Origin of the sequence: Reichenbachiella sp., from assembly GCF_965233835.1 — a bacterium.
Taxonomy (GTDB): Bacteria; Bacteroidota; Bacteroidia; order Cytophagales; family Cyclobacteriaceae; genus Reichenbachiella.
Map to the genome: position 1 here is coordinate 3,847,616 of NZ_OZ247585.1, position 18,637 is coordinate 3,866,252.

The following is an 18,637-nucleotide window of genomic DNA, read 5'->3' on the forward strand; positions in this document are numbered from 1 at the left end:
CTTATTAGTGCTTGATTCTTATCTTCATTTTGGCATTTACACCTTCACCTGATATCCTCAGCAAATACAATCCATCCAATAGATCTTTTGTACTCAATTGATATTTGTAGGCATAGTCTATGCGCTCATCCAAGACCGCCGAACCGCTCAGATCATACATCCTCAAGGTGTAGCTACCATGCGGCAAACCACTCAAATTCAAGGTATGAGACACAGGATTAGGATAAGCCTGAACCGATTGCTCGATTGGTTGACTTGTTGCTTGCGAAACGCCTGATGTCACTCGTGCACCTGCACTTCCACTCGACAAGACGAAACGATCCATATTCCACTCCCAACCATGCGTGCCTGCTCCAGTGAGTCTGATGGTGTGAGATCCAGCCGTGAGGTTGACAGTGCCTCCAGCTACCATAGATTCAAACACATCCCAATTGCCGTTGTTAGGCACATTATCGGTTCGTATGTTTTGTCCATCTACAGTGAGCTGAACTGCTGCACCGTTGACCGTCGTACCCATGAAGTATTCCACGTTGTAGTCGGCCGACGCACTGATATTAACACTATACTCAGCCCAGTCGCCGGTCTGATTATAATTGATCGCTGTAACGCTGCCCACATTGTAGATCTGGAATCCTTGGTACGTTCCTCCTGTACTGGCAAAGTCCTCCGCTTGAATAACTAATGGCTGGATCACTGTTGGTGCAGTCACAGTTACTTGGCAAGCGGCTGTGAATCCGCCGTCCGTGGTGGAGACAATGACCGCAGTTGACCCTGTGTCTACTCCAGTCACTAATCCGCTGGCATTTACAGATGCAATACCACTATTGTTGGATGACCAGCTAACTGAAGGATCGGTTGCATTTTGAGGTGAAACGGCCTCATTGAGGTCGAATGTCTCTCCTACCTCAATGCTTATCGACATAGGTGCTACAGATACACCAGTCACATCTATATCGCCAGGCCCTTCTACTTTACTTAGCGTAATTTTATCCAAATTCCACTGCCATTCATTGGTTCCAGACGCGGTAATTCTTACCGTGTGCAACCCTGCAGTCAAATTAGGAATTGTATTGACTGCTGTCAAAGCATAATACTCATCCCACTGACCATTGTTGGTCACATTGTCGGTAGCTATTACCTGTCCATCTAGTGAAAATTGGATCGCTGCATCGTTGCTCGGTGTAGATATTTGGTAGGTGATTTGGTATTCACCTGCTTCGCCTACATTGATGCTATATTCTGCCCAGTCGTTGTTATTCACGTAGTTGATTGTGCTGGCCGTGGCATTGACGCCAAATCCAGGACCACCATATGGACTGTCGTCCAATGTTCCACCGGTAGCAGCAAATTGCTCAGCTTCGATAATGATATCGCCCGGAGGTGGTGGAGTCGTGCTGACCGTCACACTCGCTGTAGCGGTATGATTCCCATCCTGGGTAGTCACTGTGATTGTAGCGGTACCATCGGATACTGCCGTCACCAATCCAGCAGCATTGACTGTAGCTACATTACTATTGTTGGTACTCCATGTAACCGCCTTGTTGGATGCATTACTTGGCTGAACGTTTTCGTTCAGATCTGCACTTTGCCCTGGTTGCAAAGCAAGCGTCGTAGGTGCCAATGACACCCCAGTAACCGGCACATTTTGCGAAATAGAAACGGTCACATTGGAAGTGGCTGTGAATCCGCCATCTTCGGTGGTAGCAGTGATCACAGCAGCCCCATTCGCTACAGCTGTCACAACTCCAACACCATCCACCGAAGCGATATTTTGATCACTAGTACTCCAAGTCACATTTTTGTTGGTGGCATTGGCAGGCTCAATAGTCGCCGCCAAAGCACCCGTAGCTCCAGCACTTGTCAACGACAAAGTAGTAGGACTAACCGACACATTGGTGACAGCCACTGGATCGGGAGAGGTGACCACCTCAGATCGGCCTGGTGCAGTGGTAAAATCCCAAGTCGAAAGATTGACCACACAGACTTCTCCTGCATGATGAAAGTCCACATCAATCGTATTATTAGTCTGAATCAGGTTTGCTGGAATAGGAATTTCTAATGTACCGAACCATCGGCTTCGCTTCTGCTGACCACCTCGCCAATCCAAGGGCGCTTCTACTACTACCCCATTGAATTTTAGCTCATCAATGGATAAGAAACCCACTTCATCGTCCGCCGCATCGAATAGGTTTACCGTGATTCGAAGCATGGCTTCAGCCTTTGACGCATCTATCGGAATCGTTACGTTATTGACATGAAAGGTATTGAACCCAGCAGCAATGTCTACGCGCTCATTTGGCCCTACCGCTTCACCATAAAATTTCTTTTCGACGGAAGTCTCATCAATCGAAATATTACTTGCATAAGTATATTTCAATATCATGGTTCCATCTGCAGCTAAGTTGACCGATGCAGGTGCTGAAGTAGCATTGGTATCGTCTAGCATAACATCGCGAATGCCTGAGAGGTACAGATGCTTGGTTCTTACATTTTGCAACCCTGGGCTTGCACCAAAGAAATTCAAGTCGATATTTTTAGCTACCGGTTCCAAATTGTTCAGAATCAAAAAGACATCGTCACCATCCACATAGGCATCAACTTGAATATCTGGATCTGTAGATTTGGTATCTATTCGGGTGCCGTCAACTTCGGCCCACAACTCGAACCATTTGATATAATCGCTCCATTCCCAATTACCATCCATGTCGTCATCACGCATCATGGTGTATTGGTATCTATATTCAGGTGTACCATCGCCGTTGGTATCAGTATCGCCCCAAGTAGCTTTCACTGGTGTGAATGGCATGGACTTGATGATATAATCTGGTCTTTCCAAGAATTGCATCATCATGGAACTGAATGGCTTTAGCGATTCCCAATCGTATCTGGCATCATGTGGCGTATATTCCCAAGCTCCTTGCACGGCGCCATATTCAGACAATACTATAGGCTTCCTATTGGCCACTCCATTTTGACTGACATCATACCACTCCAGCATGTCGAGCATGGCTTCGGTATGTCCGCCAGCACGAGTAGCTCCACCACCAGCTCCATAAGTAGGCCAGTCGTATACGTGCACAGAATAAAAATCCATATTGGGACCGGCATTGTCCATAAACCCTTTCCAAAGCACATCCCACTGTGTCCATGGGCCCGTTTGGTTCAAATAGGCCGACTCTGTTTGCGCTCGTGCGTAAGCTTTGGCTGCATCGTTTTCCGGTCCGTTGCCGTAGTAGGCATCAGAATAACCCACAGTCCTTGATCTATGCAAATCGTCGGCAAAGAAATCGTGCAGCCCCCAGGTCATACCACCAATTTTTGGAGCTTTGTCCCCTAGTCTTTGGCGAATGCCTTGGGCTACCAGATTATGATATTCCCAGATGTCTTCCCAGCTGGTAATCATAAAAGCACCCGTATTCATTTTCATGTCTGGCTCATTGATTACTTCCCAGTATTCTGGCAGCAGTTCACCTTCTTCAGCAAAAGTCTCCACAAAGAAGTCGTCAAGGTATTGCGCCATCCAATCGGCGGAGGTTTCGATATCCTGTGGCAACCAGTCGTAGCCATTGGCTCGACCCCACTCCGATCCGCACATGTACCAATAGGACAAGGTCGGATAGGTCGGGTGAGGATTCGTACCCTGAATCATTCCTACCGTTCTATTTTCAAACGATTTGGTACCATGATCTGTAAGAATGCGCTCGTACTCAGTCTTCCACCAGTCAGCAAAAGCAGTCAAACTATCTGGATCATGGTGATTAGGATTGTCCTCATCTTCTGCAGAATATTGAAATTTCCATGTGGCGCTACCATTATCTCTCCCCAGATATACATCCAGGTCATTGAGTAAATAGTCCATTTTATCGAGTTCGTCGACCCAATCGGATTCGACGAGAGAAGAGTGAAGTGTGATGTGTCGGTCTCTTCCGAAATCCGATATGCCACCCACTTCATGTTTGATATTTAAATTGACATCTACCTCCACGTTCTGAGCGTATAGTGATACGCTCAGAAGTAGAAAGCAAATGAGGTTAAAGCCTAGTTTTAGGTTCGTTTTCATAGTTGATTTTCTTATAAATGTTCTAGTTTGTTAGTCAGTTCTAAAAAAGGCATAGCTATCCTGTTGAGCTTAAGTGATTCATTTTTTCACTTCTAATAAGCTCTGATATTAATACCTCGGTTTGGAATTGCTCTACTTCAGATTAGCTAACCTGCAGGTCAATATCTGGCAGGACCTGTCAGGTGATTCCCATAGCATCTGGTGATGAATTAACTGGGTAGTAATTATTTAGTCATAGGCTGCAGTTTGTTTTGTTTCCTTTCAGCTTTGAGACCTATGTGTATTGTGAAACTTTTCCTTTTTCTACGAGTATTTTAATATTGGCCTCAAAACCATCTTCAAAGTGGATTTTTGACTGAATTATTCCAAAACTACGTACTAGACAAAAACTGGATAAGTCAACTAGACAAATACCAAAATAGGCTTTCAGCTCATCTAAACGAGGTTTTCAAACCCATATTATGGATTTCTGTCTAGTTGAAACAAACCTCGAAAACGTAGTTTTTTTTGTATTGAAAATCTACTTTTAACACATCTCGTACTTAAGTCGAAAGTAGACTGTTATTATGCGGAAATTGTTGAATGGTTATTGGCTAATTTCACTTCTAAAAAGGCGCAAATGATAACGTTGAAACACGAAATGACATTTTGAAATTATTCTCCAAACCTCAAATCATACATGCCATAATTCGTTTGGCGAACCGCCTCAATAAGCTCAGGATAAGGACGGTCACAAATGTCTATGAAACCTACATTATAATTTTCACCGTCTTGGCGGCCAGTCATCGCTTGATCTGTGTACTGAAACCAGTGCGCACCGACGATCTGAGCGTTGCGCAAGGCACCTTCGATGTATGATTGGTACATTTCGCCTCGTTCAATTTGGCTGGCAGCTACTTTCACCCCTGGATGTGTATGCCCGCGGTCAGTCGCTCCAAAATGGTACTCTCCTATTAAAATGGGCTTATCCACTCCTTCTGGCAATTGCAAATTCGCAATGCTGTATTCGTACTTATTGAAACTGACCACATCACAATATTTAGCGGCAGCTCTCAATGTAGGCTCATTGTTAGACCAAGCAAAACGGCACCCCAAATACAATTGATTGGGTGCGATGCGATCCAACTCTTCACTCACAATTTTAAAATAAGTCTCGGCTATTTTGATGTAAAAATCGGCCATATCCTTCTTCGCCAAGTTGATGTCAGGTAGAGTTGTACTTTGAGTCAAGCCTTCCCATGACGGATAATTTGTGCTCCAGCTTTCATTCAAATCTTCGATGGAGATGTATTTGTTTTTAAGGTCAGAAATCATTTCAATCTTAGCGGGTTGGTTTGCTGGGCTTTTTAGCGTACCCACTGACAACGAGCCAATTTGTCCCCAAGACATTTCATTATCTACAAAAAAGCCGATACACCACGGATCGTCTGCACCTCTTTGTTGTTGTTCCATGGAAACACGGACGGCTGCCCTAAATTCTGGATCGAATACATCGTGAAACTTACCCCAAAACCCTTCCGACCCTTCAATCTTGGGCGTGCCATTGATCCAGACTGTACCTACATATGGTGTTTTTTGGTCGAGACAAAGCGTATCATCGGACACATTGCCGAAAGTATTCATGCCCCAGCTTCTGAATCTTTTGTGCGTTGCCGTTCGGAACGAATCGGCCCACTGCTGACCATACTTTCTGAATAAGTTGGCTTCGTAAAAACTATAGGCCTCGAAAGGTATTTTGTCTTTATAGTATCCATGACTCGCCCATCTGCCTTCTGTATAAAATCGACCCAGATCTGAATCTCTATTTGGTAGGGAGGCAAAGTAATGTTCTCTGCCTTCCGTTCCCGTTATGATCATTTTGCTATTCACACAATTAAGTCCATTACTCCAAAACAAGTAACCCTCTGGATCTACGAGCCACCATTTATCATCGTGCTTAGCAGTTTTGAAATATCCGGTAGCCTCGAGTTTTGGCCCGGCGGTCCATCCTCCAAAGTCGTTCAGGTTTTTAGGCTGATTTTGCCAATCTTCTTTTTCGTCAAAACCAGCTTTCGCCAATTCGTTTTGATCGTGTGTTTTGCTAGGCCAATCTCGATTTTCGAATTGACCAAAGTCATCTACCATAGGAAAATAATCCGTAGTATCCCTAACCTCTGTCCTTCCTTCTGCCCAGATTTTATGCACTGCAAAAGCATCAGGAGTAGTTGCATAGCGCGAACGAAAACTAATCGAATTGATTTTGTTTACATCGGTTTTGTACTGGCCGGGAGCACCTCGCATACCTACTATATCCAGCTGTGGCTTGGTAATCCATGATGTCCAGGCCAAAGGCACCTCAATGGTCTTGGTTTGTCCCGGGAGCAAATCCACATAATCAGAACAGTACCACCTGACAAGTCCATCTGGGTCGTTGCCGACAAACATTTCGGCCTGCACGGGTTTTGTACCCAAATTAGAAACTTCAGCTTTTACTAAATAATAGCCGGCTAGATTCCATGGATAATTGGAGGATTCGGTGACGACAACGCTGTGTTGGCCAATTTCGCCGCCAGAATGAATAACTAGAGCCTGATTGTTATTTATAACCTCAAAGCCTACTGAATTTTCATTTCCTTGATTAGCCAGTTGTGACTCCCAATTCTGAATCAATATCAATTGGTCTATCTCTTTTGTGGTGCACGATAATTGCGCCACTAATAGTAGCAGTAGACTTGAGCAGTAGTATATGTAATTCATAACTTGGTTTAAAGTTTGTCTTTCTTTGTTTTGTAAAATGCTTGAAGCCGTGCGGTTTGATCTTCATTCAGATGCTGGGTAGCCAAAAACCAATACACCGCTCGTGCTATCAAAAAGTCATCACTATCCAGCAGCAGCAATAGCTGAGCTGTTATCCAGGGCGACAAGCGCTTTCGCTGCTTTAACATACTTAGCAGCACATGCACTTCTTCATAGGTTGAATTTGAGCAGCTGGTAATCAGCGACTCATAAAATGACTCGGGCAATTCTCTCTTTGAATTTAAGATTTCATGCAAGCAGATCAATCGAACATCTGATTCACAAGATTTGATCTGATTGAGCAACCCTTTGGAGTAAACGACGTCCGATGCTTGCCTCCAGTATACCATGCTCATTTTGGCCAAATCTGGATACTTTTCATTCGCAAAAAGCACCGCATCGACAGTCTGTTGCGAATCATCCTTTCTTCTGGTCAATTGCTCTAGGGCAAACCTCCGATAGACCGGATCTTCTGAATTTAAATAGACCAAAAGCGAAGCAACGGTCAGACCATCCCCAGTTATGTTTCGTATGCTATCCCTAGCGGCTCCATGCACCCAATGCCACAGCGTATAACAGGTCCAAACCGCCCCTGCCACGTAAGACGATTTGTCCAGTGACACCGTAGCCCCTGACAACGCATCTATGCCTTCTCCTCCTACCGTACCTACGATTTCATTCTTAAAAACATCTCGAAGTGGAGAATTGGCATCGGAGAGCGTAGCATCTAGTTTCGCATAGTCTTTTTTGGTAAATGATTGTCCCTCAGCCTTTTCCAGGTCTATACCTTTCGGCAATTCAAGACGATCATACCGACCTAATTCATCCCAGAAAAGCATAACTGTATCAACCTTGCACTGCGTGTCTCCGCATGAAACCGAAGCGACATTCAGATAGAATTCACGAAATGAAGATTGATCGTTCTTTCGTTCTACCAGTCTGCATGATACAGTATCATCCAAACTCACACCAGGGTGAGAAACTACTATGTGGTGAACAATTTCGGGAAGTTGATTCTGATCAGCGTCTTGAGCGCATGGGTTTACAGAGAAACCACAATACCATGCACTCAGGTACACTACATTTGCTAGCAGCCAACTAGCCAGCATAGCATCGAACTTCAAACAATTTGGCATTCGGGTGGCCGTAGGTTTTCTTCGCCCGTATGCGGATGGCAGTAGTTTCGATAGCATCAAATCTAAATCGGATCAAACGCATTCGATTATTATCCTCATCACCCAGACTCACCCAGTCTCCATTCACTCTGGCTTCTATTTTCAGCGTCTTGAGCATTTCCTTGGGTACTTGTGTACTGTAGAGGTCGTTTTCCAAACTATCACGTCGCAGCATGATATTTCGCTTGACATTGGTATCGCATTTCAATTCTATGCTCGATATTTTCACTCTATCTTCCCACTCTAGCTGTACGTCGGCCGGCAGTCCGTCCGATTGCCAATGATGCTCTACACCGTGGTAGTCTCTCCCCCAGCCATCGTTCAAAAGCTTGGCATCTCCAGAAGAAGTGGAAGATGCGAAAATCAAAGCAGCTTGCTTGGCTAAATCAAGTTCATCCTTTGCTGTTCTGTTTGGGATGAAGGCATCGTCTCTGAGCAGCTGCTCTTGCAACTCTTGAATGTATTGCTGACCCAGCGTCCTAGGCATGATAGACTTTTGCCAGCACATAGCCGCAGCTGTGCCCACAGCTTGACCTTCCAGGGCACAAGTAGCCATGATCCGTGTAGAAGAAAGTGCTATATGGGTTTGGCTAATATTTCTACCTGCAAAAAGAAGATTAGGTACGTTTTTAGAATACAAGCTTCGAAATGGAATTTGATAGGGCTCTTCGAATTCTTCGTGAAAATAGCTTGGCGGCTCACTCAAGTTTTCCATACCCCCAGGGTTATGCTCGTCGAGCGACCACCCACCAAAGGCCACGGCATCAGGAAACTGCTTATTGCCCAACAAATCTGGCTCGCACAAAACATAGTCCCCCATAAATCGGCGACTTTCGCGTTTTCCTGGCAAGGAAGAAACCCAATCCAAGGCATAGTTTTCCGTTTCACGGAATTTACCAGAGTTTTTCAAATAATCCCATACGCCATAGGCGTATCCCATGAGCTTGTGTTTATTGTCTTCAAACTCACCTATAATATCATCGTCGCTACCCAATTCCACCCACCAAAAACCCAACTCAAAGGGTTTTAGGCTTCTGCCCTTGTGTGATTGCTCTGCGTCGTAGGGTATGGAGAAATGTGGAGCCTCAAATGGCATGGGTCGTCCCATATCTTTAGACCCCAATAGGATCGTTGAGCCCATTTGCCAGCCATCAGCCTTTTTGGGAGCATATTTTTCATTGAATTCGGAAGCAGCTTCGCGACCGGTGCGATAGTAGGCACCTGCCGTGGCACCTAGCAGTCCATCTCCCGAGCAATCGATAAACATCGAAGCCTTGATGGTAAATTCGGTTTCGGTAGTTAACTGCCAGCAGTACGCAGCTTCAATCTTATCTCCCGACATCACGGCTCTAATCGCCGATGTATTGAGTTTTAAGTCTATGTTCGGTTCTTTGGTCACAAAGTCGTACAAAATATGATCCCATACTGGATAACTGTCTTGTGGATTATGAAATCGGTTGTGTAGCAGCATTTCTTCGATGATGCCCGTTTCGCGTTCGGGCACCCCGCTTTTCAAATGATTGACACCATTGAGGTGCACCCGGATTTCGCTGGACGAATTACCTCCTAATACTGGCCGGTCCTGCACCAGCACCACTCTGGCTCCATTGCGAGCTGCTGATACGGCGGCGCATATACCCGCCGCGCCTCCGCCGATCACTGCTACATCATAAGTGACCACCTTTTTCCTATTTGGTCTGGGCTTTTTGCCAGTACCCATCTGATGCCATTGTTTTGAGTCATTAGATGGTTCGTTATTAGTAGGTAGTTTCCTCTCTAGGCTATCCCCTTCAGTATGACCTACGACAGGAATAAGCGTAGCTCCTAATGTTCCCTTGACGGAATTTTTTAAAAACTTTCTTCTTTCAATGTTTTTCATATTCTCCTAAATCAAATGACTCTGATGCGAGCTAATTGAATCATTGCCCTACCTTGATGAGCTGATTAATTTTTAAATCGAACCATTCCCTCTCTTCTCCATTGCGCCAGCGTATGGTGAGTTTTTCAATTTGTTCGTCCTTGGCCAAGCCAAAATGTACGATGTTCAACAAACTCTGCGAATGAATGGCTCCTTCTGACCCCACGCGCTTGTACTGCTTTCCTGATGCGGTCTCGATGGTGATGATAGCACTGTATGGGTCTACATTCGATTCGGGGCTATATCCCAAGTGTATCAAGGCATAATGGCCCGGCACTTCGTTTTTATACAAATACCAATGACCATCGGCATCGCTGCCATTGAGCATGTCCAGCTGGCCGTCGAGGTCAAAATCAAAAGCTTGCCCCATGTCTCCGTGGCCTTCGTCCGTTGGATCGGTGGCCCCATGTTGAGCCCATTGTATGAATTTACCCTTGCCGTTGTTGAGTGCCATTACGTCCATTACACGGCCGTGTAAAAATCCAAAACGATGTAAGAACAGGTCAACAAAACCATCGTTGTTGAAATCTCCGACCGATACGCCTTGGTGATTACCCCCTAATGGGATCTCAGATGTATTAGATACGTCGGTAAATCGTTGTCCTTCATTGCTCAGCAGTATATCGTTGACATGACGGTTTTGCGGATCCCATGTTGTTTGTACATCGGACACACCTGATATAGACATGCGAATACCCCAGTAGATGTTGCCATTTTTCACCCATTCACATTGCCATTGATTATCTCCGAGGTAGCCAAAGTACCAGCCGTTTTGGTTGCGCTGTTCTGGCCATCCTTGCGCTTCACTGGGTGAAAGTACCAAGCTGTCTTCAGGTGTATCTATTTGTATTTTTTCTTTCCCTAAGTAAATGGGGAATCCTCCGTCATATCGTCGATACCAATGGTAAAAGTCCGACAACACCAGATCGCCGGCTGCTCGAAAGGTCATACCTCGTCTTCCCTCATTGCCTTCTTCTCTGAGGTCTATTCTCTGTTTGATAGGATTGTAGTCCAATGATTGGTTGGCCATTTCATAATAGACCTTGCCTCTGGAAAGGTACAAATCCCAGTCGCCGTCGTTGTCGTAATCTAGCGCTGCAGCACCTGTGATGTGCGCAATGTCGCTTTCACCGGCCCAAGCTTTAGTCACGTCAGTATAGGTCAAATCTCCGTTGCCTTGCCAAAGAGACAAGGGTGAGAAGAGAATTAAATCGTCGATATGATCATTATTGAAATCAGTAATCAGCAATCGCTCGGCGTCAGCTTTTTCGATGGCTGGACTAGAAAAATATGCGAACGTTCCATCCCCTTTGTTCTCATAAACAAAATTTCTCGGACCTTCTTCGCCCATCATTTGCTGCGCATTGATCATCAGAAAATCCAGATCTCCGTCTAGATCCATATCGATCCATCGTACCGATCGACCGCGAGCGCCTTCTGTAATTCCTATTTCTTTAGTCACTTCGGTGAAAACACCCTGGTCATTTCTTAGCACATGAGGCGGTTGTGGATCGGTGCCGTTGCCTCCACCCTGTGCGATGACGATGTCGAGATCGCCGTCATTGTCGTAGTCGCCAGCGGTAGAACCATGGATGTCCCAGCGATAGAGTGGTTCGCTATGCTCATCGACCGTACCGTCGCCATTGTTCCAAAACAGTTTGGCAGGTACTTTATCATGATTGTTTAAGATGAAATCATAGTCGCCGTCGTTGTCTACGTCAGCTATGGAAGGTCCTCCATATTTCCAGGTATCTACGGTTTTGAAATTGGCCGATTCCGAAATGTCTTGGTAAGCAGGAAGTGCAATGTCAGAAACAGGTGTCAGCCGAATTTGATCCAATCGAATATCTCCACCTCTTCTTTGAAATGTGAGTTGATGATCTCCTTTAGCCATTTGGCCAACAATCACTTTCAAATCGTAACTACCACTATCAGGAATACTTAGATTGTCTATCAGCACTCGGTCTCCTTCCAACAAACTCAAATTGGCATTGCCCGTCTGAGAATAGGCTTCAATCTTGACTTGATAATTGGTAGGTTGGTCAGACTGCCATTGAATAGGAGTAGAAGCCGCAAAATCTAAAGTGACTGCACTAGAAAGTAAATAATCCGACTGTTGATCTACTTGTTGGTCACAAGACCAACAAAGGCAACAAAGGCTAAAAAGCGATTGAGTTAAGGTATTTTTCATGATGGTCATTTTACTATTCGAATACTACAAGAATTACTTCTCTACAATGAGTTGTAACTCTTGCTGCAAGGCAGTCACTAACTCAGAGTTTTTTTGAGCCAAATTGACTTGTTCGGCAGGATCAGTTGACAGGTCGAACAATTGCGGTATCGTGTCCACCCCTCCTTCTATAGTCTTATTTTTGAGCCAGTTAGGAAATGCCTTTTGGGCTGGCACAGGCGCTATATATTTCCAATGGCCTTTGCGCAAAGCGAAAGCAAAAGCCTCCTCCAACATAACCTCACGACCTACTGAATCCAATCCTAGCAAGGCATCCAACTGATTTTCAGCATCTATATCTGCGCCTTCAATGTCCACTTCCGTCAAGTGAGCCAAGGAGGCCAACAGATCCGTTTGCGTGAAAAGTGCCTTAGATTCACCCGCTTGAATCTGGTCTGGCCAATACGCGACAAAAGGCACACGAGTACCCGCCTCGAAGGCGCTGTACTTGCCTCCTCGGTAGACACCCCCAGGTTGATGCTCACCCAAGAGTTCTACTGCTTTATCCTCATAGCCGTCGTTAAGCACGGGACCGTTGTCGCTGGTGAAGATCACCAAGGTATTTTCCTCCAAGCCTAGTTTTCTGAGTTGACTCATCACCTGCCCGGTCATCCAATCCATTTGAACAATGGCATCGCCTCTTAGCCCCATTTGGCTTTTGCCAAGAAACTGATCGTGCGGTAGACGAGGCACGTGGATATCGTGGAATGAGAAATAAAGAAAGAAGGGCTTTTCCTGATTATCCGCAATAAATCTGTTGGCTTTTTCCGTAAGGATATTGGCAAAATCCTCGTCTTTCCAAAGGGCAGATTCTCCCCCAGCCATGTAGCCAATGCGACTGATCCCATTCACTATGGTTTCGCTGTGCTGGCGATCGGCGGCATATCTAAGCAACTCTGGGTTTTCGATGCCCGTAGGTCGATTACCGATTTTTTCGTTGTAAGAGACCTGGATCGGATCGGCAGGATCTAGGCCTACCACATGATGATTTTCTAAGTAAACTGAAGGCACACGATCTCCTGTGGCTGGCAGGAGAAAGCTATAATCAAAGCCAATTTCCAAGGGGCCAGGGGACACTTTTCCATTCCAATCTATTTGGCCATTGCCAAGCCCAAGGTGCCACTTACCCACTACGGCGCTAGTGTAACCAGCCTTCTTCAACATTTTGGGCAGGGTCAGTTTTGCGGTATCGATGAGCAATGGGGCGTCGCCTGGTAAGATTCGGGCGTTGTTTCGGAAAGCGTACTCACCCGTGAGCAACGAATATCGAGATGGTGTACAAGTAGCCGCTGGGCTGTGGGCATCTGTGAATTTCAGACCTCCGTTTACCAATCGATCTACATTTGGTGTGCTTACGCCTTTGGCACCGTAGCCGCTCAGGTCACCATAGCCCAGGTCATCTACATAAAAGATGATGATGTTGGGCTTGAGCTCATCCTTGGTTTGATGATCACAGGACCAGCAAAGGCAGCTGAGGCTACCAATGAGTATAGCAATGAGAAATTGTATTTTCATAGAAATGAGTGTGTTGGAGGAATAACCCTAACAGGGTTTTGAACCCTGTTAGGGTTGAAGGGTATGATAGGCGAACCGTGAAATGGCGTATCACGGTTCGATTTATCCCTTCATTAAAAATTAAGCTGGTTGCCCACTAAAACCATATTACTTTTCATCGCTACCCTTCTCAGCACCGGCTTCGCCTTTGCCAACATGGGTTGTTTTTCTCTTTCCTCTAAAGCCTTTGATACACTGATAATCATATGAAACGTACTCATGTGTCAATCCAAATCCGAATATGGCAAATGGCTCTTCGGTATCTTTAGTTCTATCCAGCCCAATGGCATGTGGTGGTGCAGGAATAGAGGCTATGATGTTGAAATTAATACCATCAGGTGACCACTGAACCGTATTCTTCTCTGGTCCGTCCGTAGTAATCAATGACGCTATTCCTCCTTTATGTGGCCATACACAGATTTCATGTCCACTGTTTGAAATTGGGTTGTAGGAAGATTTCACATAAGGACCTTTTGGATTGTCGGCAATGGCTACACCGTGTCTGATTTGGCGTCCGCCAAAAGTGATGGCCTCTCCCATTTGCTCGCCTTTGTAATAGAGATAAAACTTATCATTGTAGGGCAGAATGCATGGATCGTGAACTTTGTGACTGTCGAAATCTCCTTTTTTCTCTACCAAAAAGCGGTTGTCAGAATCACCTTCCCAAATACCATTATCAGCTGGGCTTAGGATCGGCTCTTCGCTCTTTGTCCAAGGACCATCCGGCGAATCCGACCAAGCCAGACCGACCTGATTTTTCACTCTTACGTTATAAGGCGATTTTACAGTTTGGTAGCTGAGATAATACTTATCCTCCCACTTCATGATCTCCACGGTAAAGACCGAACGGTCGTCATAGGCACCTTTTTCACCTCTGGCGATAGCCATACCTTCTTCCTTCCAGGTGATACCATCTTCTGAGGTGGCATACCAGATATCACATCTATCCCACGGGAATACTTTCTCATTTTCGATGTCGCCAGCGAAGCCATCCGTAGGACCTACGCTCTTGCTATACCACACGTAATACTTGCCGTTTTCTTTAATCAGGGCACTTGGGTCTCTTCGCACTACGCCTTCTTCATAGGCCAAGTCTCCCTTAAGATAAAACTGTTCGAATTCTCCGAACCACTCGTTGTTCAAATCATCTGACCATTGCAAGGCCCGTTTGGATGCAGCACTAAGATGTTCCGGATCAGTGATGCCCAAGAAGTCGATTTTTTCTGGGGTGATGTTTAGTTTTTGTTCACAGTCTTTAGTGACTGGTTGTTGGCAAGCACCAAGGCTTATTCCGAAAGCAATTGCCATCAACGTTAACCATTTTTTAGTTATTGTTTTTCTCATATCAGTAATCTTAATTTCCATGTTCTTTATTTTGCTTTCGCCAGATTAATGGACAAGGCTTTACTCCAATATTGTCACCCCTTTAACCTTTGTCCATACTTTCAGCATGTCTCTGAGTTTCCCATTTTAGATCTTTCCTTCGTCGAGATGAAAAAACCGTATTAACTGGTTTACTTCAAACAAACCAGTTAATCAAAATTTTTACAAGCCGTTGCCTACAGCAACAATTACAATACCCGCAATCATACAGCCTAAGCCGAAGTACAACATGCCTTTTGTTTTTGCGGAAGCCTTGATCCACTCCTTAGTAATCAAACCACTCACAATCGCTACGGCTACGGCTACAGTATTAAAGATAGCGTAACCGACTGTGCCGCCTGTATTTCCCAGCTTAAATGCAGCAAAGGCAAAAGCTGCAGAAGCAGCAAAGTTGAATACTCCCATGATGGTGGTGAGCAAGGCATTTTTGCCGAAGTTGGGTGTTTTGAATTTACCCCAAAGACCTTTATTCGAAAGCTGATAAATAAAATACGCTGCAATCGCCAAACCTCCAGCCATGTAGATGATGTACATCACTGCCACAGCGCTCACCCACTCCGGATTACCCAAGCTCTGACAAGCGGCATGGATAGCAGCACCTCCTACCGTATTGGCATAGCTAAAACCTGTGGCCAGCAATCCTCCAATGACTGCTATCAAGATGCCAGTGGTCATAGAGCCTTTTTCCGTTGATTCTTCCTCAGCGCCTTCTTCGGCCTGTCTTCTGAGTCCGGCTTTTCCGTTGGCAATCACACCTATCAATACTACGAAGATTCCGCCAAGGATCGTAGCAAATACTTTGGTATCTGGAAGTCCATCCACCATAAATGGAATCAAAGAGCCTACTAGAATAATAGTACCAATAAATAGCGAAAAGCCCAGTGACAATCCAATATGATTTATGGCTTTGCCCCACATCATAACGCCTATTCCCCATAGAAAACTCGAAATGGCCATACCCCAAAGGACATTACCTGGAAGTGCTGCCAATACTTCTCCAAACCCATCGATGAGCATAAATGCCGCCACGTTGGGTATCACAAACGTGTTGATGGCAAAAAACAGTGCCCAAGTATTTTCGAATTCAAAATCTTTGGTAAACTTCTCTGGTAAAGCATACAGCCCAAGCATTAGTCCGGCAAGTAACGCCCATATAATTCCTTCAATCATAATTGTAGTATTTAGATGTTAAACCTTAGAATTTAGAATCAAGACAGAAGAAAGGGTTTGTCTTGAATCTCATCTTTAGTCTAGTTTCTTTCAGTTAAAAATCAAATTTGTACACCGTGCGACTTTCGTACGGTTGGTCAGGTGAAGTCCAAACATTGGGTGCACCTTCTATATTCGGTCCATTTGGATAGCGGTGTGCCTCGCAGCAAAAGGCTCTGAATCGGCCAAATTGTTCTCCACTTTCACGCTTCAATTCATCGGAGGTGAAGTAGCCCGAATAAAACAGCATGCCTGGCTCAGTCGTGTATAGTTGCATACTCCTGCCACTTTCGCTTTCATTGAATTCGGCCACTTTTCTCAGATTCGTATTTTCATCAAACACGTAGTAGTGTTCAAACCCTGTTTCCATAGCCGTCAATGCATCATTCAATTTTGTTGGTTGTCTCAGGTCGGCTGGATTGCTATCTACGTTGGTTTCCTCTCCAATGGGCACGTTGGTTTCATCTGGGGTAAGAAACTTATCTGCCAAGATGGTAGCCTCATGATTCACAATGGTGTGCTTGAATGCTGAAAGATTGAAATAAGTGTGATTGGTCAATGAAATTGGCGTTTTCTGATCCGTGGTGGCTTTGTATCGGATCGACAGCTCATTGTCGTTGTTGATCGAAAAGGACACTTTGATGTTGACCAAACCTGGGAATCCATTGTCCATATGATCGCTCACGATTGACATTTCTACACCTGAGCTAGTCACTTCAGCGGTCCAGATACGTTTATCTAAGGCCTCCACTCCACCGTGCAAGTGGTTCGATCCATTGTTTACATCCAAGGTGTATTCATTGCCGTCGACGGAGAACTTACCATCCTTGATTCGAGAAGCGAATCGTCCTACTGTGCAGCCAAAGTAGGGTGCGTTGTTTAGGTAGGCTTCGCTCAAATAGCCATCGATGCTATTGAATCCGCAAGCGACGTCGCCTACTTTCCCATTTTTGTCCGGAACCTGAAGCGACGTGATGGTAGCACCATAGGTCATCACCTTCACGGTAATGCCATTTTCATTCGCCAATACATATTGCTCTATGTTTTGTCCGTTGACTTGGCCGAAATTTTGTTTTTCTACTTTCATGCTGGTTTTGTTTTGTTCATTCTAATGAGATCTCTCCTTACGTCGAGATGACAATAAATGCATTACATTAATTGTTCATATGGCTCCAATTTCTCCCAGTTAAATACCACACCTGTTCCCGGTTCATCCGAAGCTACCGCTCGATGGTTTTCCACTACCAATGGCCGAGTGGTATACTGATCGATCGGGAAACTGTGCACTTCTAGCCAGCCGCTATTTTCTTGCGACGAAACCAGACTCACGTGTAGTTCTTGCATCCCATGCGAACAGACGGGTATATTGTTTTCTTTAGCCAATTTGGCTGCCTTTAGCCAGCCTGTAACTCCCCCACAATTTGAAGCATCCGGTTGTATGAATGAGAGATTTGCATCGGCCATGGCGTACTCAAATTCATGGATGGTGTGCAGGTTTTCTCCCATAGCCAGTGGCACGGTAGTCGCTTTGGCGATTTCTGCATAGCCTTTATAGTTGTCAGGGATCGTGGGCTCTTCAAACCAGGTAATGTCCAGGTGTTCGATTCTCTTGGCGCATTCGATGGCCTTTTCTACGCTCATGGAATAGTTGGCATCCACCATGAAGGTGACGTCGGGGCCGATATAGTTTCGAACTGCCTCGATTCTTTCGATGTCCTCGTCTAGGTTTTCTCGGCCTATTTTGATCTTTACTGCATTGAACCCTGCCTCGAGGTAGCCTTTCATATTACTCAACAATTTCTCTATCGGGAACATCAAATCGATGCCTCCACAATAGGCTTTACAGGTGTTTCCGGCACCGCCAGCCATTTTCCAGAGTGGCTGGCCAGCCTTCTTACACTTGATATCCCAAAGAGCGATATCGATGGTTGAAATGGCAAATGAGGCGATACCACCTCGCCCCACATAATGGATGTGCCATTCTAAAAAGTCGTAAATTTCGTCTATTTCAGTTCCATCCTTACCGATTAATGCTGGTGCCATATCATGCTCCAGCATAGCCTTGATCGAATGACCGCCTTTGCCGCCGGTATAGGTATAGCCTGTACCTTCACTTCCATCCTCTAGGGTAATGGTAGTGGTCACCAACTCGAAGTGCGTGTGATCGCCGTGCTTGGCGTCGCTCAGTACTTCGGGTAGCGGCACATTGAATAGGCGTACTTGTATGTCTTTTATTTTATTCATTGATTCTTTTAATTTCCGTCATGCGAGTTTTTGCGAAGCGATCTTACTGGTACTGATGAGAGATTGCTTCGTCGTTCCTCCTCGCAATG

Annotated in this window: 10 protein-coding genes; all 10 read right to left on the reverse strand. The window is 45.3% G+C overall.

The genetic code is table 11. The features are described from left to right. Window positions 1-4 precede the first annotated feature (4 nt). The gene (locus ACO6S2_RS16270) at window positions 5-4,060 is read right to left on the reverse strand and encodes an Ig-like domain-containing protein (protein WP_422359621.1); all 4,056 of its coding nucleotides are present in this window, start codon (window positions 4,058-4,060) and stop codon (window positions 5-7) included. A 654-nt stretch (window positions 4,061-4,714) separates the two neighbouring features. Further along, window positions 4,715-6,796, reverse strand: a complete 2,082-nt coding sequence (locus ACO6S2_RS16275; protein ID WP_422359622.1) for a hypothetical protein — start codon at window positions 6,794-6,796, stop codon at window positions 4,715-4,717. An 8-nt stretch (window positions 6,797-6,804) separates the two neighbouring features. Further along, window positions 6,805-7,959: a hypothetical protein gene (locus tag ACO6S2_RS16280; protein WP_422359623.1), complete on the reverse strand. Its 1,155-nt coding sequence runs from the start codon at window positions 7,957-7,959 to the stop codon at window positions 6,805-6,807. Next, the gene (locus tag ACO6S2_RS16285) at window positions 7,934-9,889 is read right to left on the reverse strand and encodes an FAD-dependent oxidoreductase (RefSeq protein WP_422359624.1); all 1,956 of its coding nucleotides are present in this window, start codon (window positions 9,887-9,889) and stop codon (window positions 7,934-7,936) included. The genes ACO6S2_RS16280 and ACO6S2_RS16285 overlap by 26 nt, the downstream gene beginning before the upstream one ends. 40 nt (window positions 9,890-9,929) lie before the next feature. Further along, complete coding sequence (locus ACO6S2_RS16290; protein WP_422359625.1) at window positions 9,930-12,119, reverse strand: FG-GAP-like repeat-containing protein; 2,190 nt, start codon at window positions 12,117-12,119, stop codon at window positions 9,930-9,932. Window positions 12,120-12,152: 33 nt separating this feature from the next. Then, window positions 12,153-13,673 carry a sulfatase family protein gene (locus ACO6S2_RS16295; protein ID WP_422359626.1) on the reverse strand — a complete coding sequence of 507 codons (1,521 nt, stop codon included), beginning with the start codon at window positions 13,671-13,673 and terminating at the stop codon, window positions 12,153-12,155. 147 nt (window positions 13,674-13,820) lie between these two features. Then, window positions 13,821-15,077, reverse strand: a complete 1,257-nt coding sequence (locus ACO6S2_RS16300; RefSeq protein WP_422359627.1) for a glycoside hydrolase family 117 protein — start codon at window positions 15,075-15,077, stop codon at window positions 13,821-13,823. Between the two features lie 180 nt (window positions 15,078-15,257). Next, on the reverse strand, window positions 15,258-16,265 hold the full coding sequence (locus ACO6S2_RS16305) for an L-rhamnose/proton symporter RhaT (protein WP_422359628.1): 1,008 nt from the start codon (window positions 16,263-16,265) through the stop codon (window positions 15,258-15,260). Between the two features lie 94 nt (window positions 16,266-16,359). Then, on the reverse strand, window positions 16,360-17,391 hold the full coding sequence (locus ACO6S2_RS16310; protein WP_422359629.1) for an aldose epimerase family protein: 1,032 nt from the start codon (window positions 17,389-17,391) through the stop codon (window positions 16,360-16,362). Between the two features lie 62 nt (window positions 17,392-17,453). Beyond that, on the reverse strand, window positions 17,454-18,548 hold the full coding sequence (locus ACO6S2_RS16315) for a mandelate racemase/muconate lactonizing enzyme family protein (RefSeq protein ID WP_422359630.1): 1,095 nt from the start codon (window positions 18,546-18,548) through the stop codon (window positions 17,454-17,456). Window positions 18,549-18,637 lie beyond the last annotated feature (89 nt).